At 66.5% G+C, this 25,203-nt stretch carries 25 protein-coding genes; 11 read left to right on the top strand and 14 right to left on the bottom strand.

Going from position 1 to position 25,203, the window contains the following annotated elements:
• Positions 1-7 precede the first annotated feature (7 nt).
• The 14 genes from AABA51_RS02965 to AABA51_RS02900 all read right to left on the bottom strand — a co-directional run bounded on the left by AABA51_RS02965 (position 8) and on the right by AABA51_RS02900 (position 14,418).
• Positions 8-532, bottom strand: coding sequence for a NuoB/complex I 20 kDa subunit family protein (locus AABA51_RS02965; protein ID WP_338276411.1), 525 nt, complete (start codon positions 530-532; stop codon positions 8-10).
• The gene (locus tag AABA51_RS02960; RefSeq protein WP_338274258.1) at positions 532-897 is read right to left on the bottom strand and encodes an NADH-quinone oxidoreductase subunit A; all 366 of its coding nucleotides are present in this window, start codon (positions 895-897) and stop codon (positions 532-534) included. The genes AABA51_RS02965 and AABA51_RS02960 overlap by 1 nt, the downstream gene beginning before the upstream one ends.
• Positions 898-1,555: 658 nt before the next feature.
• A complete protein-coding gene (locus tag AABA51_RS02955) occupies positions 1,556-2,404 on the bottom strand; it encodes a sulfotransferase family protein (protein WP_338274256.1) in 849 nt (282 codons plus the stop codon).
• 80 nt (positions 2,405-2,484) lie between these two features.
• Entirely contained in the window at positions 2,485-3,135 is a 651-nt protein-coding gene (locus tag AABA51_RS02950; RefSeq protein WP_338274255.1) for a Hint domain-containing protein, read from the bottom strand.
• A gap of 441 nt (positions 3,136-3,576) precedes the next feature.
• A complete protein-coding gene (locus AABA51_RS02945; RefSeq protein ID WP_338274253.1) occupies positions 3,577-5,124 on the bottom strand; it encodes an AMP-binding protein in 1,548 nt (515 codons plus the stop codon).
• Between the two features lie 82 nt (positions 5,125-5,206).
• Positions 5,207-6,184, bottom strand: coding sequence for an NADPH:quinone reductase (locus AABA51_RS02940; RefSeq protein ID WP_338274251.1), 978 nt, complete (start codon positions 6,182-6,184; stop codon positions 5,207-5,209).
• A gap of 96 nt (positions 6,185-6,280) precedes the next feature.
• Entirely contained in the window at positions 6,281-7,060 is a 780-nt protein-coding gene (locus tag AABA51_RS02935; protein WP_338274249.1) for a crotonase/enoyl-CoA hydratase family protein, read from the bottom strand.
• Positions 7,047-7,907, bottom strand: a complete 861-nt coding sequence (locus AABA51_RS02930) for a hydroxymethylglutaryl-CoA lyase (RefSeq protein ID WP_338274247.1) — start codon at positions 7,905-7,907, stop codon at positions 7,047-7,049. Before AABA51_RS02930 ends, AABA51_RS02935 begins: the two co-directional genes overlap by 14 nt.
• Positions 7,900-8,562, bottom strand: a complete 663-nt coding sequence (locus AABA51_RS02925; RefSeq protein WP_338274245.1) for a glutathione S-transferase family protein — start codon at positions 8,560-8,562, stop codon at positions 7,900-7,902. The genes AABA51_RS02930 and AABA51_RS02925 overlap by 8 nt, the downstream gene beginning before the upstream one ends.
• A complete protein-coding gene (locus AABA51_RS02920) occupies positions 8,559-10,505 on the bottom strand; it encodes an acetyl/propionyl/methylcrotonyl-CoA carboxylase subunit alpha (RefSeq protein WP_338274243.1) in 1,947 nt (648 codons plus the stop codon). The genes AABA51_RS02925 and AABA51_RS02920 overlap by 4 nt, the downstream gene beginning before the upstream one ends.
• A gap of 117 nt (positions 10,506-10,622) precedes the next feature.
• Positions 10,623-12,260 (bottom strand): carboxyl transferase domain-containing protein, encoded by a 1,638-nt coding sequence (locus AABA51_RS02915; RefSeq protein ID WP_338274242.1) that lies wholly within the window; start codon positions 12,258-12,260, stop codon positions 10,623-10,625.
• Positions 12,257-12,826, bottom strand: coding sequence for a hypothetical protein (locus tag AABA51_RS02910; protein ID WP_338274239.1), 570 nt, complete (start codon positions 12,824-12,826; stop codon positions 12,257-12,259). Before AABA51_RS02910 ends, AABA51_RS02915 begins: the two co-directional genes overlap by 4 nt.
• Positions 12,823-13,107 (bottom strand): hypothetical protein, encoded by a 285-nt coding sequence (locus AABA51_RS02905; RefSeq protein WP_338274238.1) that lies wholly within the window; start codon positions 13,105-13,107, stop codon positions 12,823-12,825. The genes AABA51_RS02910 and AABA51_RS02905 overlap by 4 nt, the downstream gene beginning before the upstream one ends.
• 147 nt (positions 13,108-13,254) lie before the next feature.
• On the bottom strand, positions 13,255-14,418 hold the full coding sequence (locus tag AABA51_RS02900) for an isovaleryl-CoA dehydrogenase (RefSeq protein ID WP_338274236.1): 1,164 nt from the start codon (positions 14,416-14,418) through the stop codon (positions 13,255-13,257).
• Positions 14,419-14,631: 213 nt separating this feature from the next.
• Between AABA51_RS02900 and AABA51_RS02895 the strand changes: the two genes are divergently transcribed.
• From AABA51_RS02895 to AABA51_RS02845, 11 genes are all read left to right on the top strand, one after another.
• Positions 14,632-15,501 carry a PhzF family phenazine biosynthesis protein gene (locus AABA51_RS02895; protein ID WP_338274235.1) on the top strand — a complete coding sequence of 290 codons (870 nt, stop codon included), beginning with the start codon at positions 14,632-14,634 and terminating at the stop codon, positions 15,499-15,501.
• 43 nt (positions 15,502-15,544) lie between these two features.
• Positions 15,545-15,994 carry a TerB family tellurite resistance protein gene (locus tag AABA51_RS02890; RefSeq protein WP_338274233.1) on the top strand — a complete coding sequence of 150 codons (450 nt, stop codon included), beginning with the start codon at positions 15,545-15,547 and terminating at the stop codon, positions 15,992-15,994.
• A 10-nt stretch (positions 15,995-16,004) separates the two neighbouring features.
• A complete protein-coding gene (locus tag AABA51_RS02885; protein ID WP_338274231.1) occupies positions 16,005-16,730 on the top strand; it encodes a phosphate/phosphite/phosphonate ABC transporter substrate-binding protein in 726 nt (241 codons plus the stop codon).
• A 121-nt stretch (positions 16,731-16,851) separates the two neighbouring features.
• Positions 16,852-17,628, top strand: coding sequence for an ABC transporter ATP-binding protein (locus AABA51_RS02880; RefSeq protein ID WP_338274229.1), 777 nt, complete (start codon positions 16,852-16,854; stop codon positions 17,626-17,628).
• A 35-nt stretch (positions 17,629-17,663) separates the two neighbouring features.
• Positions 17,664-18,383: a transporter substrate-binding domain-containing protein gene (locus AABA51_RS02875; RefSeq protein WP_338274227.1), complete on the top strand. Its 720-nt coding sequence runs from the start codon at positions 17,664-17,666 to the stop codon at positions 18,381-18,383.
• Positions 18,384-18,550: 167 nt separating this feature from the next.
• Entirely contained in the window at positions 18,551-19,432 is an 882-nt protein-coding gene (locus AABA51_RS02870) for an ABC transporter permease (RefSeq protein WP_338274224.1), read from the top strand.
• A complete protein-coding gene (locus AABA51_RS02865) occupies positions 19,429-20,268 on the top strand; it encodes an ABC transporter permease (protein WP_338274223.1) in 840 nt (279 codons plus the stop codon). The genes AABA51_RS02870 and AABA51_RS02865 overlap by 4 nt, the downstream gene beginning before the upstream one ends.
• A gap of 12 nt (positions 20,269-20,280) precedes the next feature.
• Positions 20,281-21,615, top strand: a complete 1,335-nt coding sequence (locus AABA51_RS02860; RefSeq protein ID WP_338274221.1) for a glutamine synthetase family protein — start codon at positions 20,281-20,283, stop codon at positions 21,613-21,615.
• An 85-nt stretch (positions 21,616-21,700) separates the two neighbouring features.
• A complete protein-coding gene (locus AABA51_RS02855) occupies positions 21,701-22,411 on the top strand; it encodes a type 1 glutamine amidotransferase (RefSeq protein WP_338274219.1) in 711 nt (236 codons plus the stop codon).
• Positions 22,408-23,778 carry a glutamine synthetase family protein gene (locus AABA51_RS02850; RefSeq protein ID WP_338274217.1) on the top strand — a complete coding sequence of 457 codons (1,371 nt, stop codon included), beginning with the start codon at positions 22,408-22,410 and terminating at the stop codon, positions 23,776-23,778. Before AABA51_RS02855 ends, AABA51_RS02850 begins: the two co-directional genes overlap by 4 nt.
• A complete protein-coding gene (locus tag AABA51_RS02845; protein WP_338274216.1) occupies positions 23,775-25,076 on the top strand; it encodes an NAD(P)/FAD-dependent oxidoreductase in 1,302 nt (433 codons plus the stop codon). The genes AABA51_RS02850 and AABA51_RS02845 overlap by 4 nt, the downstream gene beginning before the upstream one ends.
• The last annotated feature ends 127 nt before the right edge of the window (positions 25,077-25,203 follow it).

Here is a 25,203-nt window from a genome sequence, read left to right as displayed (position 1 = left end):
GGGCGCGTCAGCGGGTGATGGTGCCCGTGCGGCGGATTTTCCGCTGCAACTGGAGGATACCGTAAAGCAGCGCTTCCGCCGTGGGCGGGCAGCCCGGCACGTAGATGTCGACCGGCACGATCCGGTCGCAGCCGCGCACTACGCTGTAGCTGTAATGGTAATAGCCGCCGCCATTGGCACAGGACCCCATGGAGATGACATAGCGCGGCTCGGGCATCTGGTCGTAGACCTTGCGCAGCGCGGGCGCCATCTTGTTGGTCAGCGTGCCCGCCACGATCATCACGTCCGACTGGCGCGGGGAGGCGCGCGGCGCGATCCCGAAGCGTTCGGCATCATAGCGCGGCATCGAGGTGTGCATCATCTCGACCGCGCAGCAGGCAAGACCGAAGGTCATCCAGTGCAGCGAGCCTGTGCGCGCCCAGTTGATGATGTCCTCGGTCGAGGTCAGCAGGAAACCCTTGTCCTGCAACGCGCGGTTCAGCTCGGTCGTGGCGACCTCGCGGTCGGGACCGGCGGCATTGGTGCCCGTCATCACTCCCATTCCAGCGCCCCTTTCTTCCACTCGTAGGCAAAGCCCACCGTCAACACGCCGAGGAAGACCATCATCGACCAGAAGGCGACATCCGACATGGTCGGAAAGGCGACGGCCCAGGGAAACAGGAACGCGATCTCGAGGTCGAAGATGATGAACAGGATCGACACGAGGTAGAAGCGCACGTCGAATTTCATCCGCGCGTCGTCGAAGGCGTTGAACCCGCATTCATAGGCCGACAGCTTTTCCGGGTCGGGGTTGCGCACGGCCAGAACGACGGCGGCGAGGATCAGCACGATTCCCAATCCGATGGCGATGGCCAGGAAGATCAGGATCGGAGCATAGGATGTCAGCAGGTCCGACATGGCGGTCTGGTCGCCTTTCCTGGATAGGTCTGTTGCCGGGGGATTGCACCCCCGGACGGTCCGGTCTCGTTGCGGTTGATTTACGCGCCACCGTCTTGAGGGTCAACGGGGCGCGGTGCGGCAAATCGGGGGGGGGCGGCACCACCCTGACCGACGCAATTCATCATGTATCCGGTTCAAACCAAGATGGCGTAGGGAAGGGTTCTATGGGTTCACCATTTTCAGCGCGCGGTTTTCCACGTGCTGGGTTTTCGAGGTTTGGGGCTGCGCGTCTCGAGACGCGCAGCCCCCATGTCGCAATGGTCACTGGAAACAAGCACAAACCCCATGACGACCCTTCATCCCGCAGACCCGAGGCAGAAGCTCCTGCCCTGATTGCCGACTTGATGTCGGGCGTTGAACTGGTCCAGCCGCGCGCTGCCTCGGACCGACGCGACCCAATAGAAGCGCTGCTTTGTAAGCTATCCCTTCCCGCAGCCGAACCAGATCCACATCGCCAAGCGTCATCAACAGCCAAGGACCATGCTTGCGCCCCTTGGCGTTTGCCGGGTGGTTTCTTCGTGCTCTCCGAAAGTCGGCATGATCACATCGGCCAGCAGGGCGGCCTGTCCCCCCATGCTGGTCCTGCGCCACGGGTGACGACGGGAGGGCCCGCAGTTCAACCCTCGTGAGCTGTCGTTCGCTGTGGCACGGAGGGGATCAGGCGGGCCACTTTCGAGTCGTCCATATGCCGCCAAAACGACATGGAACTGTAGCGACGGAACAGATCCGGGGGCAGGATCGTCGCACGATCGCGGGGGGCCACGATCTTGTGGACACGGTGCAACCCGTCCATGCCGAGCTGCGTGTCGAACTCCGGCGCATCATACTCGACCGCCTCGAAATCATGCTCGAACCACGGCTCGTCGATGAACTCGTAGATCGCGCGGAAGACATCGCGTGGACGCCGCACCAGCAGGTCGTAATCCACCAGCATCAGCCGGTCCGCATAGTCCGCATAGCAGGCCTCTTTCAGCGCGTTCCACGGAAAGCCGACGAGGCTGTTGGGTCCACCCAGCGCCTCGAGCCGGGAATAGACCGTCGCCCGCTGCTGCGGGTTGGCAAAGACGCGCGTGTTCTCGAACGGGTTCTTGCGATACTGCCGCTCCATCGAATCCATGATCCACGCCACGTCGCGGACAAGGCAGATCACCTTGGCATCGGGAAAGACGGTCAGTATCGCCGCGAATTTCGCGGTCCATGATCGGTTGGTGTCAAAGACCACCCGCGCGTCCAGGTCGGCGTAGTAATTCTCGAACAACCCCTTCAGAAGCCGCCGCCGCTGTTCGTAGCTGACCATCGAGGCCATCTCGGACCCCGCCGAGACCTGCGCGATCATCCCCTCGAACAGGCCCGCGATCGGCCCGGACATGGCCGCGTGAAACTCGGGGTTCTGCCGCAGCACAGCCGCCGTCATCGTCGAGCCCGACCGGGGCAGGCCCGAGATGAAGTGAAACCGTCGATCCATATCCGCCTTGCCGAACTCAATGGGGGCTGCCCTGTCATGGCCCGGTAACGCCCCGTTATCCTTGGTCGAACGCCTTGCCCTCAGGCCGCGCCCCGTTGCAGGGTCACCGACATCTCCGGATCGGCCAGTGCCGCGTCCCAATCCACGCCCGCCGCAAGCCGCGCCTTGATCTGCGGCGGCACCTGCCGCGCCGAGGAAATGCGCGGGCGCTCCATCTCGGGGATGATCCGTTCGGCCTCGTATAGCGCCTCGTATTCCGCGTAATTGTCAAAGACCTGCCGCCCGGCATAATCGATGAAGGTTTCCGCCGCCGCGCCATTGGCGAGGATCACATCATGCGCCTCGGTCTCGACGTGGTAATAGGTGAAATATGCCTCCATCTCGGCCATCGGCACGAAACGGATCGTGGAGCCGTTCACCAGCGCACCCGCGTTGATCACCAACCCGTCGATCATGAGGCCGTGATCGGCACTGACATAGAGGTCGCCATGCGGCAGACCCTCGCCCAGAGCGCCCTTGGCAATGCAGACCGGCGCCATGCGGGCGGGCGTGAACATCGAGTTTCTCAGCCGCTGCTCGCCCAGCCATTTCACCGGCACGGCACGGCCATCCGCCGTCGTGACTAGGTCGCCGATCTTCAGATGCTCGACCGGCACCTCGCCCGAGGGCGTGGCGATCAGCGTGCCGGACAGGAAGCAGTAATTGTAGGGTTCTGCAGAAGTGAACCCCAAAAGGGGCTCATTGAATGCATAGTACCTGTTTGTGAGCAAGAACCGCCGGAAACCTCGAGCTACGACAATGCCGTATCTTGTCGTACCGTTGAGGAACATAAGTTCACTGGTACTCGAACCAGGGCCTACCACCCCTATGCGATCCCCGGGCATTGTGACACCGTTGTTCCAATTGTCTTCTGTATCGAAGACGGTGTACCTTGAAGAGCTGGCGCGGCTCTGGGTGGTGTTGCTGCCCGAGAACACCACAGCGACAAAGGAAAAAGTTTCACTCAACATACAATTTACCTACTCGTAATTTACTATGTCCAATAAAAGCACTGGGGCGCGCTATGTCCAGCGCGGCGTTACTTTTTTACGCCAAAAAAACTGATTCCGACAACTATGGCAAGCTTTCGAACGATGCATCAGCCGTCCATCGTCCGGTAACAGGCCTGCTCTCTAAAACACCGCCCTCAATTCCCGGCGCAGGATCTTGCCCGACGCACTCTTCGGCACGCTTTCGACGAAACGATACTCCACCGGGTGCTTGTAATGGGCCAGACAGCCCTCGACATGGGCGCGCAGCGCCGCCTCGTCGATCTCGGCCCCTGCCGCGCGCACGACAAAGGCCACCGGCACCTCGCCCGCTTCGTCATCCGGGCGGCCCACCACGGCGGCATCGGCAACCCCGTCATGGGCGCAAAGCGCTGCCTCGACCTCGGCGGGCGCGACCTGGAAGCCCTTGACCTTGATCAGTTCCTTCAACCGGTCGCGGATATACATGAAGCCTTCGTCATCGATCACCGCCAGATCACCGGTGCGCAGCCAGCCGTCCGGTGTCAGGCTTTCTTCCGTGGCCTGCGGATTGTTCAGATAGCCCAGCATCACCTGCGGGCCGCGCACCCAAAGCTCCCCTTCCACGCCGGGGTCCACGTCCTTCAGGCTGAGCGGGTCGACGATCCGGCATTCGGTAGAGGGCACAGCCTGCCCGCTCGACCCATGCCGCACGTTGCCTGCCACCGTCATGTGGGAAATCGGCGCCATCTCGGTCATGCCATAGCCCTGGACCGAGCGCGCGCCGAACCGCTCTCCGACCGCCTTTTCGATCTCGGGGCCAAGCGGGGCGGCGCCGGAAAAGATCTCCTCGACGCTCGAGACATCGAATTGATCGACCAAGGGATGCTTGGCCAGGGCCAGCGCCACCGGCGGCACGATGTAAAGCCGCGTTGCCCGATGCGCCTCGATCAGGCGCAGGAACAGTTCGAGGTCGAAGCGCGGCATGGTCACAAGCTTGGCGCGCCTCTGCAGGAACAGGTTCATCAGAACCGTCATGCCGTAGATGTGGAAGAACGGCAAAAAGGCGATGGCCACATCCCGCGCGCCGATCCCGGCCACGGCTCCCGATTGCGTGACATTCGCGACAAGGTTGCGATGGGTCAGCATCACCCCCTTGGGTCGCCCCGTCGTGCCGCTCGAATAGGGCAGGACGACCACATGGCTCTCAAGATCCACCGGGGCCTGCGCCATCAGCGGCTGACCCATCACATCCTCGAGCGACAGGCAACGCTCGCCCCCGATCACCACGATCTCGCGCACCGCCGTCCCCTCGATGGCGGCCTGCGCGACTTCGGCGAATGCGGGCACCGTGACCAGCAAAACCGCGCCCGCATCCTCCAGCTGGTGGCGGATCTCGGGCGCGGTATAGGTCGGGTTGATCGTGGTCACCGTCCCCCCGCCCCAGGCCACGGCGTGAAAGACGACCGGATATTCTGGCATGTTCGGCGCAAGGATCGCGACCGTGCCGCCGGGCAGGATGCCGCGCTCGGTCAATCCGCCCGCAAGCCGCCGGATGCCGTCCACGACATCGCCCGCAGTCAGCGCGCGCCCCGTGGGCCCATCGACGATGGCCACCTCGGCCTCGCGGCCCAAAAGCCCCTCGAACAGCTTTTCCGTGATCGACACCGGCGCGACCTCGATCGTGCCGTGGCGGCTGACGTATCCTGTCATCGCGACATCCTCCCCTGCGCGGGGCCCGCGGCCTCCCCGCCGCGACATACCCCCCGTTGCGCAGGCTAGCACGCCTGACCGGTCAGATGTCCAGCACGACTGTGCCCAGCTTCTGGCCCGCAGCGACCATGTCATGCGCCGCCGCACAATCGGACAGGCCCCCGCCCGGAACAACGGCATGGGACAGAACGCCCGCCTCGAGCCAGGCGGTCAATTGCCGTTCACCCGCGCGGCGCTTTTCCCCCGCCAACTGGTAGACGATCAGCATGTGCAGCCGCACGTTCTTGAACATGAACGGATAGAATTCGAGGCGCGGCACCATCTCGGCCGCACTCGCATAGGCCGCGATCACGCCGCCAGGCTTGACCAGCGCCAGGTCCGTGGCCTGGTTCGCGCCGAAATCCACGTCGATGATCCGGTCCACCCCGGCCCCGCCGGTCAGATCCATCACCGCGCCCGCCACATCCGTGTCGCGGTAATTCACCCAGTCCTCCGCCGTGGAATGCGCGCCCTTCGCCGCCGAGGAAACCGTTGTGATCACCCGCGCGCCCGCAGCCCGCGCCATCTGCACGGCATAGCGCCCAACCGTTCCCGCGCCGCCCGTCACCATCAGGGTCTGCCCCGCGACAGGTCCATCCCCCATCACGGCATACCAGGCCGTCATAGCCGGAATGCCGAAACAGGCCCCTTCCGCAAATCCCACCCCATCGGGCAGGCGCACCGCCTGCTCGGCTGGCAGCGCGACACGCTCCGCAGCCGTCCCCATCGCGCGCTGCCAGCCCGCGTTCCAGATCCAGACCCGCTCACCGATCCGCGCCCGATCGACGCCCTCCCCCACGGCCTCGATCACGCCCGCGCCATCCGAATGAGGCACGATGCGCGGATAGGCCATCACCGCACCCGCCCTCGCGCCCGCGCGCAGCTTCACGTCCGACGGGTTGACCCCCGACGCATGGAGCCGCACCACAACCTCGCCCGGCCCCGCCACCGGATCCTGCATCTCGCCAAATTGCAGCACCTCGCCCGCAGGTCCGAACCGCTCGTACCAAACCGCCTTCATCCCTCGCCCTCCCCTTCATCTTGGCCAAAAAACTCCGGGGGAGGCTGAAAGCCGGGGGCAGAGCCCCCCGAATTTTCGCGCGAAAATTCGCTCCCCTCACACCACCCAGGATGCTTTGCGCTTTTCGAAAAACGCGGCAATGCCTTCCGCACTCTCGGCACTTTCCCAGCGCGCGACAAGCGCCTCGATGCTCAGGGCCACCTGCGCCGCATCCGCCCCGCGCGCAAGCTCCGCGACCAGCCTTTTGCCTTGCGCCACCGCGCCCGGGGCCGCCGCCAGGTAGGGCGCGATCTCCGCCTCGATGGCCGCGTCCAGATCCGCCTCCGGAACCGCCCGCGCCAAAAGCCCCAGCTCCACCGCCTCTGCCGCGTCAAAGACACGGCCCGAGAAAAACACCCGCCGCGCCCGGGCAGCCCCCATCCGCGCCACCACATAGGGCCCGATCGTGGCGGGGATCAGTCCCAACCGCACCTCGGTCAGGCCGATCTTGGCCCCCTCGACCCCAATCGCCACGTCGCAGACGCTCATCAACCCCACGCCGCCGCCAAAGGCCTGCCCCTGCACCCGCCCGACAAGCGGCTTGGGCATCGCATCGAGCGCGCCGAGCATTGCGGCCAAGGCCCCCGCCTCCCGCGCCCGCGTGGCCCCATCGGTCTCCATCTGCGCCTGCATCCAGCCCAGGTCCCCCCCGGCACAAAAGGACCGCCCCTTGCCCGTCAACACAACGACGCGCACCGCCGGATCGCGGCCCAACAGCCCCGCAACTTCGGTCAGCTCCGCGATCATCGCGGCATCCATCGCATTGTGCTTTTCGGGCCGGTTCAGCCGCAGCCAGGCGACCCCGCGCCCGTCCACCTCCAGCTCAAGCGTCTCCATCGCGCATCCTCCGTGCCATGGCCGCCGCCGCCTCGACGGCCGCCAGATCAAGCCCCGTCTCGTGGCCCCGCACGGCCAGGTGCCGCGCCACGGCCTCGGTCGCGACATTGCCCGCCGCCCCCGGCGCATAGGGACAGCCGCCAAGCCCGCCCACGGCCGCATCGAACACCCGCACACCGGCCTCCAGCGCGACATCGATATTTGCCAGCGCCCTGCCGCCGGTGTCGTGGAAATGCCCGGCCAGGTTCGCAACCGGCACGGCATCGGCCACAGCAGCCAGCATGGCCGCCACGCGTTCGGGCACCCCCGCCCCGATCGTATCGCCCAGCGACACCTCGTAGCAGCCCATCCCGAAGAGCGCGCCCGCCACATCGGCCACCTCCCCCGGCGCGACCGGCCCATCATAGGGGCAATCGGTGACACAGCTCACATAGCCCCGGACCGGCAGCCCGATGGCCCGCGCCGCCTCCACCACGGGGCGAAACCGCTCCAGGCTCTCGGCGATGCTCGCATTGATATTCGCCTTCGAAAATCCTTCGGATGCGGCGGCGAAAATCGCCACCTCGTCGACACCTGCCGCCACCGCCGCCTCGAACCCTTTCAGGTTCGGCGCCAGCGCCGCGTAGCGCACACCCGGCACCCGCGCGATGCCTGCCATGACCTCGGCCGCATCGGCCATCTGGGGCACCCACCGGGGGCTCACGAAACTCGTGACCTCGATCCGCCGGAACCCGCAGGCCGACAAGGCATCGACCAGCGCGATCTTTTCGGCAGCCGGGATCAGCCGCTTCTCGTTCTGCAACCCGTCGCGGGGGCCGACCTCGAAGATCTCGACCGCATCACACATCCACCGGCACCTCGTAGAAATCCCGCGCGTAGAACGCCTGCGGTCCTTCGATCTCGGCCGCCTGCCGGAACGCGGGCCGCGCCTGCAAGGCCGCCCAATAGGCGCGCAACCTCGGGTAGGGGTCCATCCGCACGTAATAGGGGGCCGCGAACAGGTTGAAGCCCAGCATCGCATCCGCCCCCGAAAACCCCGAGGGCAGGAAGGTCTCGCCCGCGACCATCCCCTCGAGCGCCCGCAAGGTATCGGCCAGCCGCAGCGTGTTGAGCTTGACCACCGTGGGCGAGGGTTTCGCGGGCGGCCGCAGGAACAGGTGGTTCAGGTTCAACTGCTCGATCAGGCTGGCCTGCGTCTCGGCAAATCCGATGGCCTCCAGGAACCGCACCCGTTCCACATCGCCGGGGCCGCGCCCGAACCCGTGATCCGAGCGCGTCTCGCAGAGGTATTGCACGATGGCCCCGCTCTCGAAGATCGTGATCCCGTCGATCTCCAGCGCGGGAATCCGGCCTGCGGGCGAGACATCCATCAACCCCGGCTCGCGCATCGCCCGTTCCCCGATCCGGTAGCGGATGATCTCGTCGGGCGGCGTGCCCATCTCGCACAAAAGCCAGAGCACCCGGAACGACCGCCCCCATGGCACGTGATGCAACCGGATCATTCAACATCCTCCGCGTCCAGAACGATCAAGGCCGCCCCGGCCTCGACCTGCGCACCGGGGGCCACCGGCACCTCGGCCACCACCCCGTCCCGTCCCGCCGTCAGGGAATGCTCCATCTTCATCGCCTCGAGAATGGCCAGCCGGTCACCCACAGCAACCCGGTCGCCGGGCGCCACGAAGACCGCCTTGACGAGGCCCGGCATCGGCGCCTCGATCACGCCGGACCCTGCACCTGCAGCAGCGGCGACAGCCAGGGGATCGACGAGCCCGAAGGTATGGGCATCGCCCGCAAAGACGATCACCTCCGCCCCGGCCACGACCATCCCCGCCGAAACGGCTGCCCCGTCGATGCGCCATCTTGCGCCGTCGCGGGCCAGCTCATGCGCCGTGCCGCCCAGCTCGACGCGGAACCGCCCGCCGGGCCGCACCTCGACCACGGCCCGCACGACCTCGCCCCCATGGTCCAGCACCACCTGCCGCCGCAACGGCGCCCAAAGGGTAAAGCCCGAAACCGGCCCCGGCTCCCTGTCCAGCCCCAAGGCCCCAAGGGCCGCCAGCGCCATGACCTGCGACGAGGCCACGGGGACGGCGGCCAAGACCTCCAGGTCGCGCGCGATCAACCCGGTATCCACATCCCCCGCCGCGAACCCCGCATGCCCCGCCAACCGCCGCAAAAAGGCAAGGTTCGTCACCGACCCGGCCACCTCGGTCCGCGCAAGCGCCTGTTCCAACTGCCGCAGCGCCACATCCCGCGTCGGCCCGTGGACGATGATCTTGGCAATCATCGGATCGTACCAGGGCGAGATCTCGTCCCCCGCCCGGACGCCGGTATCGGCCCGCGCACATTCCGGGAAGCGCAGATGCGTCAAGCGCCCCGTCGCGGGCAAAAACCCCTTGGGCACATCCTCGGCATAAAGCCGCGCCTCGAAAGCATGGCCCGTGATCGACAGATCCTCCTGTGCGCAAGGGAGCCGCTCGCCCGCCGCCACGCGCAATTGCCATTCGACCAGATCGACGCCTGTGATCGCCTCGGTCACCGGATGCTCGACCTGCAACCGCGTGTTCATCTCCATGAACCAGAACCCGTCGGGCCGCAGCCCGCGCGATCCGTCCACGATGAACTCCACCGTCCCCGCGCCCGCATAGCCGATGGCCTCTGCCGCGCGCACGGCGGCCTGCCCCATCGCCGCGCGCATCGCATCGGTCATGCCGGGCGCGGGCGCTTCCTCGATCACCTTCTGGTGGCGGCGCTGGAGCGAACAATCCCGCTCGAACAGATGCACCGCGCGGGTGCCGTCGCCGAACACCTGCACCTCGATGTGGCGGGGCTTGTCGACATATTTCTCGATCAGAACGGCCTCGTTGCCAAAGGCCGTCGCGGCCTCCCCCCTGGCGCTTTCCAGCGCCTCCCTGAAATCCGCCGCGCGCTCGACCCGGCGCATCCCCTTGCCGCCGCCGCCCGCGACCGCCTTGATCAGCACCGGATACCCGATGGCCTCGGCGGCACCCGCCAGATGCTCCGGGTCCTGGTTGGCCCCGTGATAGCCCGGCACGACGGGAACGCCCGCCTCCTCCATCAGGGCCTTGGCCGCATCCTTGAACCCCATGGCTCGGATCGCGCTGGCCGAGGGCCCGATGAAGACAAGCCCCGCCGCCTCCACCGCCTCGACGAAATCGGGGTTCTCGGACAAGAAGCCATAGCCCGGATGGATCGCCTCTGCCCCCGTTGCTTTCGCGGCAGCGATGATCGCATCCCCCCTCAGGTAGCTCTCGGAGGGCTTCGATCCCCCGATATGCACCGCCTCGTCGGCCATCGCGACATGGCGCGAGGCCGCATCGGCATCGGAATGGACGGCGACCGTCGCCACCCCCAATTTGCGGCAGGTCTCGATCACGCGACACGCGATCTCGCCCCGGTTCGCGATCAGGATCTTATGAAACATCTCCGACATCTTCCCTTGGGCGCGCCTTCAGCTCGGTCAAACCCACCATCTTCTCTGTTTCCCAAATATCCCGGGGGAGCGCGGAACGCGCGGGGGCAGAGCCCCCTGCCCCCGGCCTCACATCCGGAAGACGCCAAAGCGCGTCTCCTCCACCGGCGCATTCAACGCCGCCGCAAGCGACAGCCCCAGCACCTCGCGGCTCTTGCGCGGATCGACCACCCCGTCATCCCAAAGCCGCGCCGAGGCATAAAGCGGGTGCGACTGCCGCTCGAACATCTCGATCGTGGGGCGCTTGAATTCGGCCTCGGCCTCCGCCGACCATTCCTGCCCCGCCCGCTCCATCGCCTCGCGCTTGACGGTGGCGAGCACCCCCGCCGCCTGCGCGCCGCCCATCACCGAAATCCGCGAATTGGGCCAGGACCACAGGAACCGGGGGCTATAGGCCCGCCCCGCCATCCCGTAATTCCCCGCGCCAAAGGACCCGCCCACAAGCATCGTGATCTTGGGCACGGCGGTCGTGGCCACAGCCGTCACCATCTTGGCCCCGTGCCGCGCGATCCCCTCGTTCTCGTATTTCCGCCCCACCATGAAGCCGGTGATATTCTGCAAGAACACCAGGGGGATCTTCCGCTGAGAGCACAATTCCACGAAATGCGCCGCCTTCTGCGCGCTCTCGGAAAAGAGCACGCCATTGTTGGCGACGATCCCCACATCCATCCCCATCACCTGGGCGAAACCGGTCACGATGCTCTCGCCGAAGCGCGGCTTGAACTCGTCGAACCAGCTGTCATCGACGATCCGCGCGATCACCTCGCGGATGTCATAGGGCGTGGTCAGCGATGCAGGCACCACGCCCAGCAAGTCCTCCGGATCATAGGCAGGCGGGCGGTTGTCGCGGATGGTGGGTTTCACCCACCCTACACCGTCGCCCCGTAGGGTGGGTGAAACCCACAGCTCCCCCAACGACCTGACCGCCCGCCGCGCCAGCGCGAGCGCATGCGCATCATCCTCCGCCAGGTAATCCGCCACCCCCGACAGGCGCGTATGCACATCGCCCCCGCCCAGATCCTCGGCGCTCACGACCTCCCCCGTCGCCGCCTTTACCAGCGGCGGCCCCGCCAGGAAAATCGTCCCCTGTTCCTTCACGATGATCGACACATCCGACATCGCGGGCACATAGGCCCCTCCGGCGGTGCAGGATCCCATCACCACCGCGATCTGCGCGATCCCCTTGGCCGACATCCGCGCCTGGTTGTAGAAGATCCGCCCGAAATGATCCCGGTCGGGGAAAACCTCGTCCTGGTTGGGCAGGTTCGCGCCCCCGCTGTCCACCAGGTAGACACAGGGCAACCGGTTCTCCTCCGCGATCTCTTGCGCACGAAGGTGCTTTTTCACCGTCACCGGGTAATAGGTGCCGCCCTTCACGGTCGCATCGTTGCACAGGACCATGACCTGCCGCCCCTCGACGAGGCCCACGCCCGCGATCACCCCGCCACAGGGCGCGGCCCCGTCATACATGCCATGACCCGCAACAGCGCCCACCTCCAGGAACGGAGAACCGGGATCGAGCAGGTTCGCCACCCGCTCGCGGGGCAGCATCTTGCCGCGCGCGACATGCCGCTCCCTTGCCTTGTCGCCGCCCCCCGCCGCAGCCAGCGCCGCAGCTTCGGCGATCTCGGAGAGCGCCGCCAGATGCGCCGCCCGATTGGCCCGCGCCTCCTCCGAGCCCGCGATGAATTGCGACTTGAGCCTCATTGTCCCTCCCCCTCGGGTCGCGCCACGGGCCGAAAGGGCATCGCCTGCGCGACCCAACCCAGATCCGCCGCCGCCGCCGCCACACCCATCAACCGCGCGACCTGCCACAGCGCCACCGCCTCGGTCAGCTTCAACCGCGCCTCATGCGTCTCGCACCAGGCGGCCACCGGATCTTCCGCCCCCGCGCAATCATCCCCGGCCGAGATGCCATGCGCCACGTCCCACAATTGCGGATAAAGCCCCGGCAAGACCTCGGGCGCGGCCACATCCTGCGGCGCGGGCAAGCTTGCCAAAAGCCTGTCGCGCAAATCCCGCTGTTCGACCGCAAGCCGCCTCTGGCAGGCCTGCGGCGCCGCCCCCCGGTCGCAGGCCACGATGGCCAGCGATCCGCAATGATGCACCCGGTCCCGCGTCACCAAAGCGTAATCCTCGACCGTCCGGGCCGGGCCGCTCCGGGCGAAGCCCATCTCGAAATGCGCGATGGCGCGCTCGAAACAGGTCGAAAACCCCTCCGCCCCCGCAGGTCCGGCCCAAAGCGCCAGCGCGATCACCGCCCCGCCCCTCACGTGCCCGGCCCCATGTCGGGCAGATCGACCGGGCGGCCCCAGTCGTCCACGGCCATCGCCCAAGCCTCCCCGCAGGTCACGACCAGCCGCACGCCCGGCACCGGCGCGGGCCGCCCCGCGCACTCGGTCGCCGCCCCGCCCGTCTCGGCCACATAGCGCGCCGCCGCCTCGAGGATGATCTCCGTTTCCGACGGCGGCACCGCCCGCATCCCCGCCAAAAGCCCGAAAGCCGCCGCAAAGGCCACCAGCCCCAGAAGCGGCAAGCCGATCCCCCGCATCATGGCCAGAGCCCCTTCATCTTGGCCGAAAAACTCCGGGGGAGCGGCAAGGCCGCGGGGCAGAGCCCCCAGCACCCCCACCCCACGGGAAAGCCGCAGGGGTCCTTTCCCCTGCCCGGCCAAAGCCCCGCCTCTGCGCCCGCCGCCACCTCACCCCATCAACGCCATCAATTCGCGCCCGACGAGCATCCGCCGGATCTCGCTCGTGCCCGCGCCGATCTCCATCAGCTTGGCATCGCGGAACATGCGGCTGACGGCACTGTCGTTCAGGAACCCCGCGCCCCCCATCGCCTGCACCGCCTGGTGGGCGACCTTCATCCCCTCCTCGCTCGCGTAAAGCACGCAAGCCGCCGCATCCTGCCGCGTGACCGCGCCCCGGTCACAGGCTTTCGCAACCTCGTAGGCATAGGCGCGCGCGGAATTCATCGCCGTGTACATGTCCGCGATCTTGCCCTGCATCAGCTGGAAATTGCCGACCGGCTGGCCGAACTGGCGGCGCTCGACCATGTAGGGCATGACCTCGTCCATGCAGCCCGCCATGATCCCGATATTCACCCCCGACAGAACCACCCGCTCGTAATCCAGCCCGCTCATCAGGACGCGGACACCGCGCCCTTCCTCGCCCAGCACGTTCTCGAAGGGCACCTCGACATCCTCGAACACGAGCTCGGCCGTATTCGATCCCCGCATGCCGAGCTTGTCGAAATGCGGGCTCGTGGAAAATCCCTTCATCGTCTTTTCCACGATGAAGGCGGTGATCCCCCGCGATCCGGCCTCGGGATCGGTCTTGGCATAGACGACGAGCGTATCGGCATCGGGTCCGTTGGTGATCCAGTATTTCGTCCCGTTCAGCACGTAGCGGTCATTGCGCTTCTCCGCGCGCAGCTGCATCCCCACAACATCCGATCCCGCGCCCGCCTCCGACATGGCCAACGCGCCCACATGCTCGCCCGACACGAGCTTTGGCAGATAGCGCGCCTTTTGCTCCGCCGTGCCGTTGAGCTTGATCTGGTTGACGCAGAGATTGGAATGCGCCCCGTAACTCAACCCGATCGAGGCCGAGGCGCGGCTGATCTCCTCCACCGCCACGGTATGGGCCAGATAGCCCATCCCCGCACCGCCGAATTCCTCCTCGACCGTGATCCCCAACAGGCCCAGATCGCCCATCTCGCGCCAGAGCGCGTTGGGAAAGGCATTCGTCCGGTCGGTCTCGGCCGCCAGCGGCTTGACCCGCTCCTGTGCGAAGCGATGCACCATCTCGCGCAGCGCGTTCACATCCTCACCCAGATCGAAGGTCATGGACCCGAGGAACATGGCGCCAATCCTCCCATTAATTGAACGCTTGTTCAATTCATACCGCGCGCGCGCCCCTCCTGTCAAAGGATTCGCTCGGGCGCTGACGGAAAACCCCGGTTTTCCGTCCCGCAAAGCGTCAGCTTTGCGCACCGTTTTCCGACAGGAAAACGCCCCCCTTGCCATCCGGCCCGGCCAATGCTCCGCTGACCCACGGCCAAGGGATGACCCGATATGCTTCGCTTCCACATCTACGACGTGTTCACGACCACGCCCTTCACCGGCAATCCGCTGGCCATCGTCGAAGGGGCCGATGACCTGACCACCGCGCAGATGCAGACCCTCGCACGCCAGTTCAACCTGTCCGAAACGCTCTTCATCCAGCGCCCGGAAAACCCGTCCCATACCGCCCGCGTGCGCATCTTCTTTCCCACCGCCGAAATCCCCTTCGCGGGCCACCCGACCATCGGCTGCGCCCTGCACCTGGCAGGCGGCCGAGACACCACCATCACGCTCGAGGAACAGGCAGGCCTCGTGCCCGTCACGATCACGCGGCAGGAGGACGGCGCGGCGCTCGCCGAATTCACTGCGCCCAGGACACCGGAGCGCCACGCCCCGACCCCGCCGCAGGCCCTGATCGCCCGCGCGCTCGGCATTCCGCCCGCAGGGATCGGCCCGCAGGACCCCGGCGTCTGGCAGGGCGGACCGGCCTTTCTCTATATCCCCGTCACCGATCTCTCCACCCTCGCCACAGCCCGCCCCTGCGAACCCGCATGGTCCGAGCTGATGGCCATGGCCGATGTCGACAGCGCCTATCTCTACACCCCGACCGCGACGGGCTACCGCGCGCGCATGTTCTCTCCCACGGCGGGCATCCCCGAGGATCCGGCCACCGGATCGGCCAGTGCCATCCTCGCGGCCCAGCTTCTGGCCACCGGCGCCCTGCCCGAGGGCACGACCACGATCCCCCTCACCCAGGGCGTCGAGATGGGCCGCCCCTCCGACATCCGCCTGACCGCGACCGTCACGGGCGGATCGCTCGGCCCGATCCGCATCGCGGGCCATGCCGTGCCCATCGCCTCCGGCACGATCCGGCTGCCCTGACACGGTCTTTCCAGCCCGCCCGCCCCGGTCTATACCGCTGGCCATGGTTTTCGATCTCTTGCGCCGCCTGACGGCCCCGAACCCCGAACCGCTGCCCTATGACGACGCGCGCCTTGCGCTCGCAGCCCTTCTGGTGCGCATCGCCCGGGCCGATGGCGATTACGCCGCCATCGAAAAGACCCTCATCGACCGGCTTCTCGCCCATCGCTACGACCTGACCGACAGCGCGGCCCAAGCCCTGCGCACCGAGGCCGAGGCGCTCGAGGCCGAAGCCCCCGACACCGTCCGCTTCACCCGCGCGATCAAGGACAGCGTCCCCTATGACGACCGCCTCCACGTGATCGAGGCGCTGTGGTTCATCGTGCTCGCCGATGGCACCCGCGACAGCGAAGAGGATTCGCTCCTGCGCATGATCGCCCCCATGCTCGGCGTGAACGACCGCGACAGCAACCTCGCCCGCAAGCGCGTCGAAGCCAGCCGGTCCCAGAACTAGCGCTGCGCCGATGATCGCCGCCCTGCCCATGTATGACCGCCCCGAACTTCGGGCGGAAACCGATGCGCTCTGGGCATGCATCCGCGACGCGATGCGCGCCCGCGCCATCCCCGCCCCCGATGCGCTGACCCGAGACCGCGACCCCTGGGAAATCTGGCAAAGCCCCGATCTCCTTCTGGCGCAAACCTGCGGCCTGCCCTTCCGCGCGCGGCTTCATCCCCATGTCACCCTTGTGGCCACGCCCGATTACGCCCTGCCCCACTGCCCGCCCGGGCAATACAATTCCGTCATCATCGCCCGCGGCCCCGACCTGCCCAAGACCCCCCGCATCGCGGTGAACGACCCGCTCAGCCAATCGGGCTGGGCCGCATTGCACGGCTGGGCCTCTGCCCGCGCGCTGCCCCTCGGTCCGGTCACGATCACGGGCAGCCATGCCGCCTCCGCCCGCGCGGTGGGTGCGGGCCAGGCCGATCTCGCCGCCATCGACGCGGAGACCTGGCGCCAGCTCCTCCGCTTCGACGCCGCCGACCCCGCGCTCGAGATCGCGCGCACAAATCCCACCCCCGGCCTGCCGCTCATCACCGCAGGCGGACGCGACCCCGCCCCGATCCATGCGGCCCTGTCCGAGGCGCTGACAGCCCTGCCCCCCGCAACCCGCGAGGCCCTCGACCTCATGGGCTTCATATCTATCGATAAAATAAATTATCTTGCGATAGATACGCCGCCCAATCCTTGAACATTTGGCGGAAAAACCGGCCAAAACAGCGCGCTTTTCGCTACGGCACCCTGCACAAGAGCGTTGCATTCCTGCCATGCTTGGGCGCAAATTCGCAGACCACCAAGGGAAGTGCCACCGCATGTCAGCCGCTCCGCCGGTCATCCAGATCACCGGCCTCCACAAGAGTTTTGGCGCGCTCGATGTTCTGCGCGGTGTCGACATGACGGCACGCGCGGGCGATGTCGTCTCGCTCATCGGCTCGTCCGGTTCCGGCAAATCCACGCTCCTGCGCTGCGCCAACCTGCTCGAGGACAGCCAGCAGGGCGACGTGATCTTCGAAGGCGAACCGGTGCGCTGGCATGGCACGGGCCATCACCGCCGCCCCGCCGATGCCGAACAGGTCCGCCGCATCCGCACCAACCTCTCCATGGTGTTCCAGCAGTTCAACCTCTGGTCCCATCTCACGATCCTGCAAAACGTGATGGAGGCGCCCGTCACCGTCCTCGGCCATCCCAGGGCCGAGGTCGAGGAGCGTGCCCGCGCCTATCTCGCCAAGGTCGGCATCGCCGACAAGGCCGATGCCTGGCCCGCGCAATTGTCCGGTGGCCAGCAGCAGCGCGCCGCCATCGCACGCGCGCTCTGCATGGAACCCCGCGCGCTGCTCTTCGATGAACCGACCTCCGCCCTAGACCCCGAACTGGAACAAGAGGTGGTGCGCGTGATCCGTGCCCTCGCCGCCGAGGGCCGCACCATGATCCTCGTCACCCATGACATGCGCATGGCCCGCGATCTGTCGTCCCATGTCGTCTTCCTCCACCAGGGCAGGATCGAGGAGGAAGGCCCCCCCTCCGCCCTTTTCGGCGGCGCGAAATCCGAACGCTTGCAACAATTCCTCAGCCATTCCCAAGCGGCCTGAGGCAACCAACCCGAACCAAAGCAGGGAGACCAAAGATGAAACACCTGATCCTGTCGGCCAGCCTTCTGGCCCTGTCCGTCGGCGCCGCCGCCGCGCAAGATGTCGTGCGCCTGGGCACCGAGGGCGCCTACCCTCCGTACAATTTCATCAACGACAACGGCGAGATCGCAGGCTTCGAGCGCGATCTGGGCGATGAGCTGTGCACCCGCGCGGGCCTGACCTGCGAATGGGTCACCAATGATTGGGACAGCATCATCCCCAACCTGACCTCGGGCAATTACGACGTGATCATCGCGGGCATGTCGATCACCGAGGAACGCGAGGCGATCGTCGATTTCACGCAGGCCTATTTCCCGCCCGCGGAATCACTCTTCGTCAGCCTGTCCGAGGATTTCACCCTCGAAGGTGCCGTGGTCGCGGCCCAGACCAATACGATCCAGGCCGGCTACATCGCGTCATCGGGCGCGACCCTGATCGAATTCGCGACCCCTGACGAAACCGTCGCCGCCGTCCGCAACGGCGAGGCCGACGCCGTCTTCGCCGATGGCGACTACCTGATCCCGATCGCCGCCGAAGACGCCGACCTGATGATCGTGGGCGAAGGTGTCCAGCTCGGCGGTGGCGTCGGCATGGCGCTGCGCGAAGGCGACGACCGGCGCGAAGCCTTCGACGCGGCCATCACCTCGATGAAGGAAGACGGCACGCTGAACGCGCTGATCCTTGAATGGTTCGGCCCCGAAGCCGCGACCTTCTGATCCGACCACACCGGGGGCAGGCCAGGCACCTGCCCCCTTCACCTTTCATCAAGGTTAACGCGCGCCCCCCTTTCCCCTGCCCATCTTCATCTTGGCAGACAAACTCCGGGGGAGGCCGCAGGCCGGGGGCAGAGCCCCCATGATCCCGCCGCCCGCCAAAGGCCCCGATGTTCGCGTTTTGCACCGACCCATCGACCCTCGACACGTTCCGCTGGTTCAGCTGCTACCTGACCAACGGCGCGCATATGCTGTTCTACCAATCCTTCCTCGTCGTTTTCGCGCTTCTGGCCGTCACGGCCCCCACCGCGCTCGCCTTCGGCTTTGCCGCCGCCAGCGCCTCGCGCAGCCACATCCTGCCGGTCTCGTGGCTGGGCAAGCTCTACACCGCCATGGTGCGCGGCGTGCCCGACATCGTCTTCTTCCTCTTCTTCGTCCTCGTCCTCGACCAGGCCATCGAATACCTGCGCCACCAGGTCGCCTGCCCCGACTGGACCGAGGATATCCGCCAGGGCGCGAATTTCCTCGTCTGCCCCGAGGCGCGCACGCCCGCCAGCAACGCGCCCCAATGGGTGCATGAAGTCTACGGCTTCGCGCTCGCCGTCTTCACCTATGCCATCGTCTTCGGCGCGTTTTGCGGCAACGTCCTTTACGGCGCGATGCAGGCCGTGCCCCGCGCGCAGCTCGAAACCGCCGAGGCCTATGGCATGTCCCGCAGGCAAGTCTTCTGGCGGGTCCTCGTCCCGCAGATGTGGATCTACGCGCTGCCGGGCCTCAGCAATATCTGGATGATCCTGATCAAGGCGACGCCGCTCCTCTTCCTTCTGGGGATCGAGGATATCGTCTACTGGGCGCGCGAATTGGGCGGCTCGCGCACCTCCGCCTTCCAGTATCCCCATCCCGACTGGCGCTTTTGGTATTTCCTCGCCCTCCTCGTTTTCTACCTCGCCTTCACGCGGGTCTCGGAAATCGTGCTCTCGCGCCTGAACACCCGCCTCTCGCGCGGACAGGCGACAGCCGGCGGCGAAGCACTGAGAAAGGCCGCCGCATGACCTGCGCCGAGGCTTTCAGCGCATATGCCCTGCGCTCGCTGGGCTATGGCGAGCGGATGCTGCCCACCGCCGATATCGGGCTCTGCGACCAGATCGTGCTGATCGGTTCGGGCCTCATCTGGAACGTCTATTTCGGCCTTCTGGCGCTCGGCTTCGGCTTTGTCTTCGCCGTGGCGCTGGCCGTGGCCAAAAACCAGCCCGGCCGCCTGATCCGCAAACCCGCCGAATGGTTCATCTTCGTCTTTCGCGGCTCGCCCCTCTTCATCCAGTTCTTCATGGCCTACGAGGCATTCGTCATGCTGCCCCGCGTTGGCGTGGAATTCACCCTTCTGGGGGTCGAGATCGCGGCCGAAACCCGCTGGTTCTCGCGCGCGTGGCTGGGCGCGCTGATCGTTCTCTTCCTCAACACCTCCGCCTATGCCGCCGAGATTTTCCACGGCGCGCTGCGCGCCATCCCGCGCGGCGATCTGGAGGCGGCGGATGCCTATGGCCTGTCGGGCTGGACGAAATTCCGCCGCATCACCTTTCCCACCATGATGCGGCTCGCATGGCCCAGCTACACCAACGAGGCGATCTTTCTCTTCCACGCGACAGCGCTCGTCTTCTTCTCCAGCTTCCCCGCTTTCCAGCAACGCGGCGATGCGCTCTATTACGCCAATTACTTTGCCGACCGGACCTTCAACCCCTTTGTTCCCTACCCGATCGTGGCTGTCTATTTCGTTCTCCTGACGCTCTGCATCATCGCGCTCTTCGGGCTGATCAACCGGCGTCTCAACCGGCACCTGCCGCAAAACCAGCGTCAGCGTCTGCGCATCCGGCCCCAGATCATCCGATGAGTATGAGTTGATATGAGCGATTATCTCTTCGAAAACCCCGAGATCAAATCGATCCGCGTCGCCGCCGCCGATCTGAACGGCCAGCCGCGCGGCAAGCGCATCGCGCGCCGCTACGCCCAAAAGGCGATCGAGGACGGCACCCGCTTTCCCTATTCCGTCCTCAACCTCGACATCTGGGGCGAGGATATCGACGACAGCCCGCTGGTGTTCGAAGCAGGCGATCCCGATGGCATCTTGCGGCCCACCGAACGCGGCTTCGTACCCATGCCCTGGATCGATGCGCCCACGGCGCTTTTGCCGATCTGGATGTTCCACGACGATGGCCGCCCCTTTGCGGGCGATCCGCGCCATGCGCTGGCCCGCGTGGTCGAGCGCTACAAGGCGCGCGGCCTGACCCCCGTGGTGGCGACCGAGATGGAATTCTACCTCATCGACGACCGCGGCCGCGAATTGCGCGTGCCGCCCAGCCCCCGCTCGGGCAAGCGCCGCCAGCAGGCCGAGATCCTCGCGCTCCGCCAACTCGACGCCTGGGATGCTTTCTTCACCGCGCTCTACGACGCCTGCGAGGAAATGGACATTCCCGCCGACACCACGATTTCCGAAGCCGGTCCGGGCCAGTTCGAGATCAACCTGATGCACGCCCCCGACGCGCTCAAGGCCGCCGATGACGCGTGGTTCTTCAAGCTCCTCGTCAACGGCCTTGCCCGCCGCCACGGCTTTGCCGCGAGCTTCATGGCCAAACCCTACCCGGAATATTCCGGCAGCGGGCTGCACATGCATTTCTCGATCCTCGACGAGACCGGGCGCAACATCTTCGACGATGGCACGGCCAAGGGCTCGGCGATGCTGCGCCATGCGGTGGCGGGCTGCCTTCAGGCGATGCCGGGCTCCATGCTGATCCTTGCGCCGCACGCCACGAGCTATGACCGTTTCGTGCCCGGCGCCCATGCGCCCACCGGCATCGCCTGGGCCTACGAGAACCGCACCACCGCGCTGCGCATCCCTTCGGGCAACCCCGCCGCGCGCCGCATCGAACACCGCGTCGCGGGCGGCGACATCAACCCCTATCTCCTGATCGCCGCCATCCTGGGCGCAGCGCTCAACGGGATCGAGGATGGGGTCGAACCGCCCCCCGCCATCACCGGCAACGCCTATGACAAGGACCTCGAACAGCTGCCCCGCACATGGGACGCCGCCATCGACGCCTTCGCCAACAGCCCCGAGATCGCGCGCATCTTTCCCGCCGACCTCATCGCCAATTTCCTCGCCACCAAGCGGCAGGAACTGCATTACATGGCGGAACTCGGACCCGAGGAACGTCAGGAACTCTACCTCGACACGATCTGACGCCTGCCCGACCGCGCCTTTGCCCCCCTTGCCCCGTTCCACGGGCAGGCATAGCTTGGCCTCATCCAATCAACATGAGCACCCCATGATCCTCGGCATCCTGCAAACCGGCCACGTCCCTCCGGAGGTCGCCGCGCGCGACGGCACCTATACCGATCTCTTCGGACGGCTCTTTGCCCATCGCGGCTACGAGCTGCGGACCTTTTCGGTCGTGGACATGGACTTTCCCGATGGCCCCGACGCCGCCGATGCCTGGCTTGTCACCGGATCGCGCCACGGCGCCTACGAGGATCACCCCTTCATCCCCCCGCTCGAGGATCTGATCCGCGCCATCCGCGACAGCAGGCGGCCCATGGTCGGCATCTGCTTCGGCCACCAGATCATCGCCCAGGCGCTCGGCGGCCGGGTCGAGAAATTCACCGGCGGCTGGTCCGTCGGGCACCGCAACTACACCGTCGGCGGTTGCCCCGTCTCGCTCTACGCTTGGCACCAGGACCAGGTGGTGGACCTGCCCCCCGGCGCAACCGTGCTCGGCTCGAACGATTTCACCCAAAACGCCGTGATCGCCCATGGCGACCGCATACTGACCGTGCAGCCCCACCCCGAATTCCCCGCCTCCGTGGTCGAGGAACTGATCGCGCATCGCTCTTCCACCGTGCCGGGCGCGCTTCTGGACAGCGCGCGCGCGACCCTCGGCCAGCCGACCGACAGCCGCCTGATCGCCGATTGGCTCGCCGATGTCCTCGAAGGCGCGCCCGCGACCCGCATCCCCTTTGCCGCAAAGGCCAGCGCATGAGCTCCAATTCCGTCGCCGACCTGCTGGAAAAACTGCCCGAGGTCTCCCGCGCCTATCTCGAAGGCCGCGCCATAGACGAGGTCGAATGCATCGTCGCGGACCTTGCCGGCATCGCCCGCGGCAAGGCCATGCCGGGTGGCAAATTCGCACGCCAGCCCTTCTTTTACCTGCCCAATTCGATCTTCTTCCAGACGATCACCGGCGATTGGGCCGACAGCGTGGCCGATGGCTTCACCGAACCCGACATGGTGCTGCGGCCCGATTTCGACACCGCCACCCCCGCGCCCTGGACGGCGGATACAACGCTCCAGGTGATCCACGACATCAACGACCAAAAGGGCGATCCGGTCCCCTTCGCGCCGCGCAACGTGCTCAAGCGCGTCGTCGACCTGTACCGGGCGCGCGGCTGGGAACCCATCGTCGCCCCCGAGATGGAATTCTACCTCGTCGCCCCCAACACCGACCCCGCGCGCGAGATCGAACCGCCCATGGGCCGCTCGGGCAGGCGGGCCGCCGCCCGTCAGGCCTATTCCATGTCCGCCGTCGACGAATACGGCAAGGTCATCGACGACATCTACGATTTCGCGGAAATCATGGGCCTCGAGATCGACGGCATCCTGCAAGAGGGCGGCGCGGGCCAGATCGAGCTGAACCTGCGCCACGGCGACCCGGTGAAACTCGCCGACGAGATGTTCTTCTTCAAGCGCATGATCCGCGAAGCGGCGCTGCGCCACGACACCTACGCCACCTTCATGGCCAAACCGATCGAGGGCGAGCCGGGATCGGCCATGCACATCCATCAATCGGTGGTGGACATCAAAACCGGCGAGAACATCTTTTCCAACGCGGACGGCTCCGAAACGCCCGAATTCCTGCATTTCATCGGCGGCATGCAGCGCAACCTGCCCGCCGTGGTGGCGCTTCTGGCCCCATACGTGAACAGCTACCGCCGCTACGTCCCCGATTTCGCCGCCCCCATCAATCTCGAATGGGGCCGCGACAACCGCACCACGGGCCTGCGCGTCCCGGTCAGCGAACCCTCCGCGCGGCGCGTGGAAAACCGCCTGCCGGGGATGGATTGCAACCCCTATCTCGGCATCGCGGCCTCGCTGGCCTGCGGGCTCGTCGGCCTTCTGGAAAAAACCGACCCCTCCGATCCTTTCGCGGGCGATGCCTACCAGATGCAAAGCGGGGTGCCCCGTGGCCTGGGCGATGCCTTGGGCCTCTTGCGCGCCAACACCACCATCCAGCAGGTTCTGGGCGAGGAATTCTGCCGCGTCTATTCCGCCGTCAAGGAACTGGAATACAACGAATTCCTGCAGGTGATCTCGCCGTGGGAACGTGAACACCTGCTCTTGAACGTATGAACCCGCTCTACCGCAACGACCGTCGCGGCGAACATGCGCCCAGCTGGTATGCCGCAAGCCTGCCGCCCGAGCCGCATCGCCCCGCGCTCACCGGTGCGGTCTCGGCCGATGTCGTCATCCTCGGCGCGGGTTTCACCGGGCTTTGGGCCGCACTGACGCTGGCGCGCGCGGGCCGCCGCGTCATCGTCCTCGAGGCGCATCGCGTGGGCTTCGGCGCATCGGGCCGCAACGGCGGTCAGGTGCAATCGGGCTTCAACAAATCCCAGCGCTGGCTCGAGGGACAACTGGGCATGGGCCCCGCCCGCGCGCTCTGGGACCTGTCGGAAACCGGCAAGCACCAGCTCCGCCAATTCTGCGACAGCCACGCCCCAGACGCCGCCTACCGCCCGGGCGTGGCGCATGGCGAATACAGCCCCCTCGATCTGGCCGAGGCCCGGCTCGAGGCCGATCACATGGCCCGCCACTACGACACCACGATCGAGGTCATGGGCCGCGATGCCTTTGCCGCGCTCGTGAAATCGCCCCTCTACGTCGGCGGCACGCTCGACCGCAGCGCGGGCCATCTCCAGCCGCTCGCCTATGCCCGCGCGCTCGCCCGCGCCGCAGAAGCCGCAGGGGCCGTGATCCACGAACTCAGCGAGGTGACCGCCGTCACCACCCGCCCCCGCCTGACGCTGACCACCCCGCGCGGTCAGGTGACGGCGGGCCATGCGATCATCGCGGGCAACGGCTACCTGCCCAACATCCTGCCGCAGGTGAATGCCCGCGTGATGCCGATCAATTCCTTCATCGCCGCGACCGATCCGATCCCCGACCGCTGGCACGACGTGCTGGCCGAGGATATCGCCGTCTCCGACGCGCGCTTCGTGGTGAATTACTACCGCTTCAGCGCCGACCGGCGGTTCCTCTTCGGGGGCCGCGAAAGCTATTCCATCGGCTTTCCCCGCGACATCTCCACCGCCCTTGTCGCCCGGATGCAGCGGCTTTTCCCCCAGCTTGCGGGCGTGGGCATTTCCCATGTCTGGGGCGGCTCGCTCGGCATCACCATGACGCGCCTGCCCCATGTGGTGCGGGTCGCCCCCAACATCCTGTCCGGCGCGGGGTTTTCGGGCCATGGCGTGGCGCTGTCGGGCATGGCGGGACGCGTCATGGCCGAGGCCGTGATGGGACAGGAAACCGGGCTCACCACGCTTGCGGCCCTCCCCGTGCCCCGATTCCCCGGCGGCACGGCCCTGCGCGCGCCGCTCCTGACGCTCGCCATGACATGGTATGCTTTGCGCGACCGTCTGGGCGTCTGATATCCCCCAGATTGTGGCCCAGCCCCGGTTTTCCACGACATTTTGATGACATCGCCACGTCATGCTGGATTCCGATCCGGTTACAGGATAAGAATTCCTGAAAGGGACATTTCAAAAAGGTGAAACC

The organism is Roseicyclus marinus (assembly GCF_036322625.1).
Taxonomy (GTDB): domain Bacteria; phylum Pseudomonadota; class Alphaproteobacteria; order Rhodobacterales; family Rhodobacteraceae; genus Roseicyclus; species Roseicyclus marinus_A.
This window is presented reverse-complemented; position numbering and strand designations above follow the sequence as displayed.

Bases quoted from the DNA above. Each gene is read 5' to 3' on its own strand.
- AABA51_RS02965 (WP_338276411.1), bottom strand. From the start codon at position 532: ATGACGGGCACCAATGCCGCCGGTCCCGACCGCGAGGTCGCCACGACC.
- AABA51_RS02960 (WP_338274258.1), bottom strand. From the start codon at position 897: ATGTCGGACCTGCTGACATCCTATGCTCCGATCCTGATCTTCCTGGCC.
- AABA51_RS02955 (WP_338274256.1), bottom strand. From the start codon at position 2,404: ATGGATCGACGGTTTCACTTCATCTCGGGCCTGCCCCGGTCGGGCTCG.
- AABA51_RS02945 (WP_338274253.1), bottom strand. From the start codon at position 5,124: ATGACAGGATACGTCAGCCGCCACGGCACGATCGAGGTCGCGCCGGTG.
- AABA51_RS02940 (WP_338274251.1), bottom strand. From the start codon at position 6,184: ATGAAGGCGGTTTGGTACGAGCGGTTCGGACCTGCGGGCGAGGTGCTG.
- AABA51_RS02935 (WP_338274249.1), bottom strand. From the start codon at position 7,060: ATGGAGACGCTTGAGCTGGAGGTGGACGGGCGCGGGGTCGCCTGGCTG.
- AABA51_RS02930 (WP_338274247.1), bottom strand. From the start codon at position 7,907: ATGTGTGATGCGGTCGAGATCTTCGAGGTCGGCCCCCGCGACGGGTTG.
- AABA51_RS02925 (WP_338274245.1), bottom strand. From the start codon at position 8,562: ATGATCCGGTTGCATCACGTGCCATGGGGGCGGTCGTTCCGGGTGCTC.
- AABA51_RS02920 (WP_338274243.1), bottom strand. From the start codon at position 10,505: ATGTTTCATAAGATCCTGATCGCGAACCGGGGCGAGATCGCGTGTCGC.
- AABA51_RS02915 (WP_338274242.1), bottom strand. From the start codon at position 12,260: ATGAGGCTCAAGTCGCAATTCATCGCGGGCTCGGAGGAGGCGCGGGCC.
- AABA51_RS02905 (WP_338274238.1), bottom strand. From the start codon at position 13,107: ATGATGCGGGGGATCGGCTTGCCGCTTCTGGGGCTGGTGGCCTTTGCG.
- AABA51_RS02900 (WP_338274236.1), bottom strand. From the start codon at position 14,418: ATGTTCCTCGGGTCCATGACCTTCGATCTGGGTGAGGATGTGAACGCG.
- AABA51_RS02895 (WP_338274235.1), top strand. From the start codon at position 14,632: ATGCTTCGCTTCCACATCTACGACGTGTTCACGACCACGCCCTTCACC.
- AABA51_RS02890 (WP_338274233.1), top strand. From the start codon at position 15,545: ATGGTTTTCGATCTCTTGCGCCGCCTGACGGCCCCGAACCCCGAACCG.
- AABA51_RS02885 (WP_338274231.1), top strand. From the start codon at position 16,005: ATGATCGCCGCCCTGCCCATGTATGACCGCCCCGAACTTCGGGCGGAA.
- AABA51_RS02880 (WP_338274229.1), top strand. From the start codon at position 16,852: ATGTCAGCCGCTCCGCCGGTCATCCAGATCACCGGCCTCCACAAGAGT.
- AABA51_RS02875 (WP_338274227.1), top strand. From the start codon at position 17,664: ATGAAACACCTGATCCTGTCGGCCAGCCTTCTGGCCCTGTCCGTCGGC.
- AABA51_RS02870 (WP_338274224.1), top strand. From the start codon at position 18,551: ATGTTCGCGTTTTGCACCGACCCATCGACCCTCGACACGTTCCGCTGG.
- AABA51_RS02865 (WP_338274223.1), top strand. From the start codon at position 19,429: ATGACCTGCGCCGAGGCTTTCAGCGCATATGCCCTGCGCTCGCTGGGC.
- AABA51_RS02860 (WP_338274221.1), top strand. From the start codon at position 20,281: ATGAGCGATTATCTCTTCGAAAACCCCGAGATCAAATCGATCCGCGTC.
- AABA51_RS02855 (WP_338274219.1), top strand. From the start codon at position 21,701: ATGATCCTCGGCATCCTGCAAACCGGCCACGTCCCTCCGGAGGTCGCC.
- AABA51_RS02850 (WP_338274217.1), top strand. From the start codon at position 22,408: ATGAGCTCCAATTCCGTCGCCGACCTGCTGGAAAAACTGCCCGAGGTC.
- AABA51_RS02845 (WP_338274216.1), top strand. From the start codon at position 23,775: ATGAACCCGCTCTACCGCAACGACCGTCGCGGCGAACATGCGCCCAGC.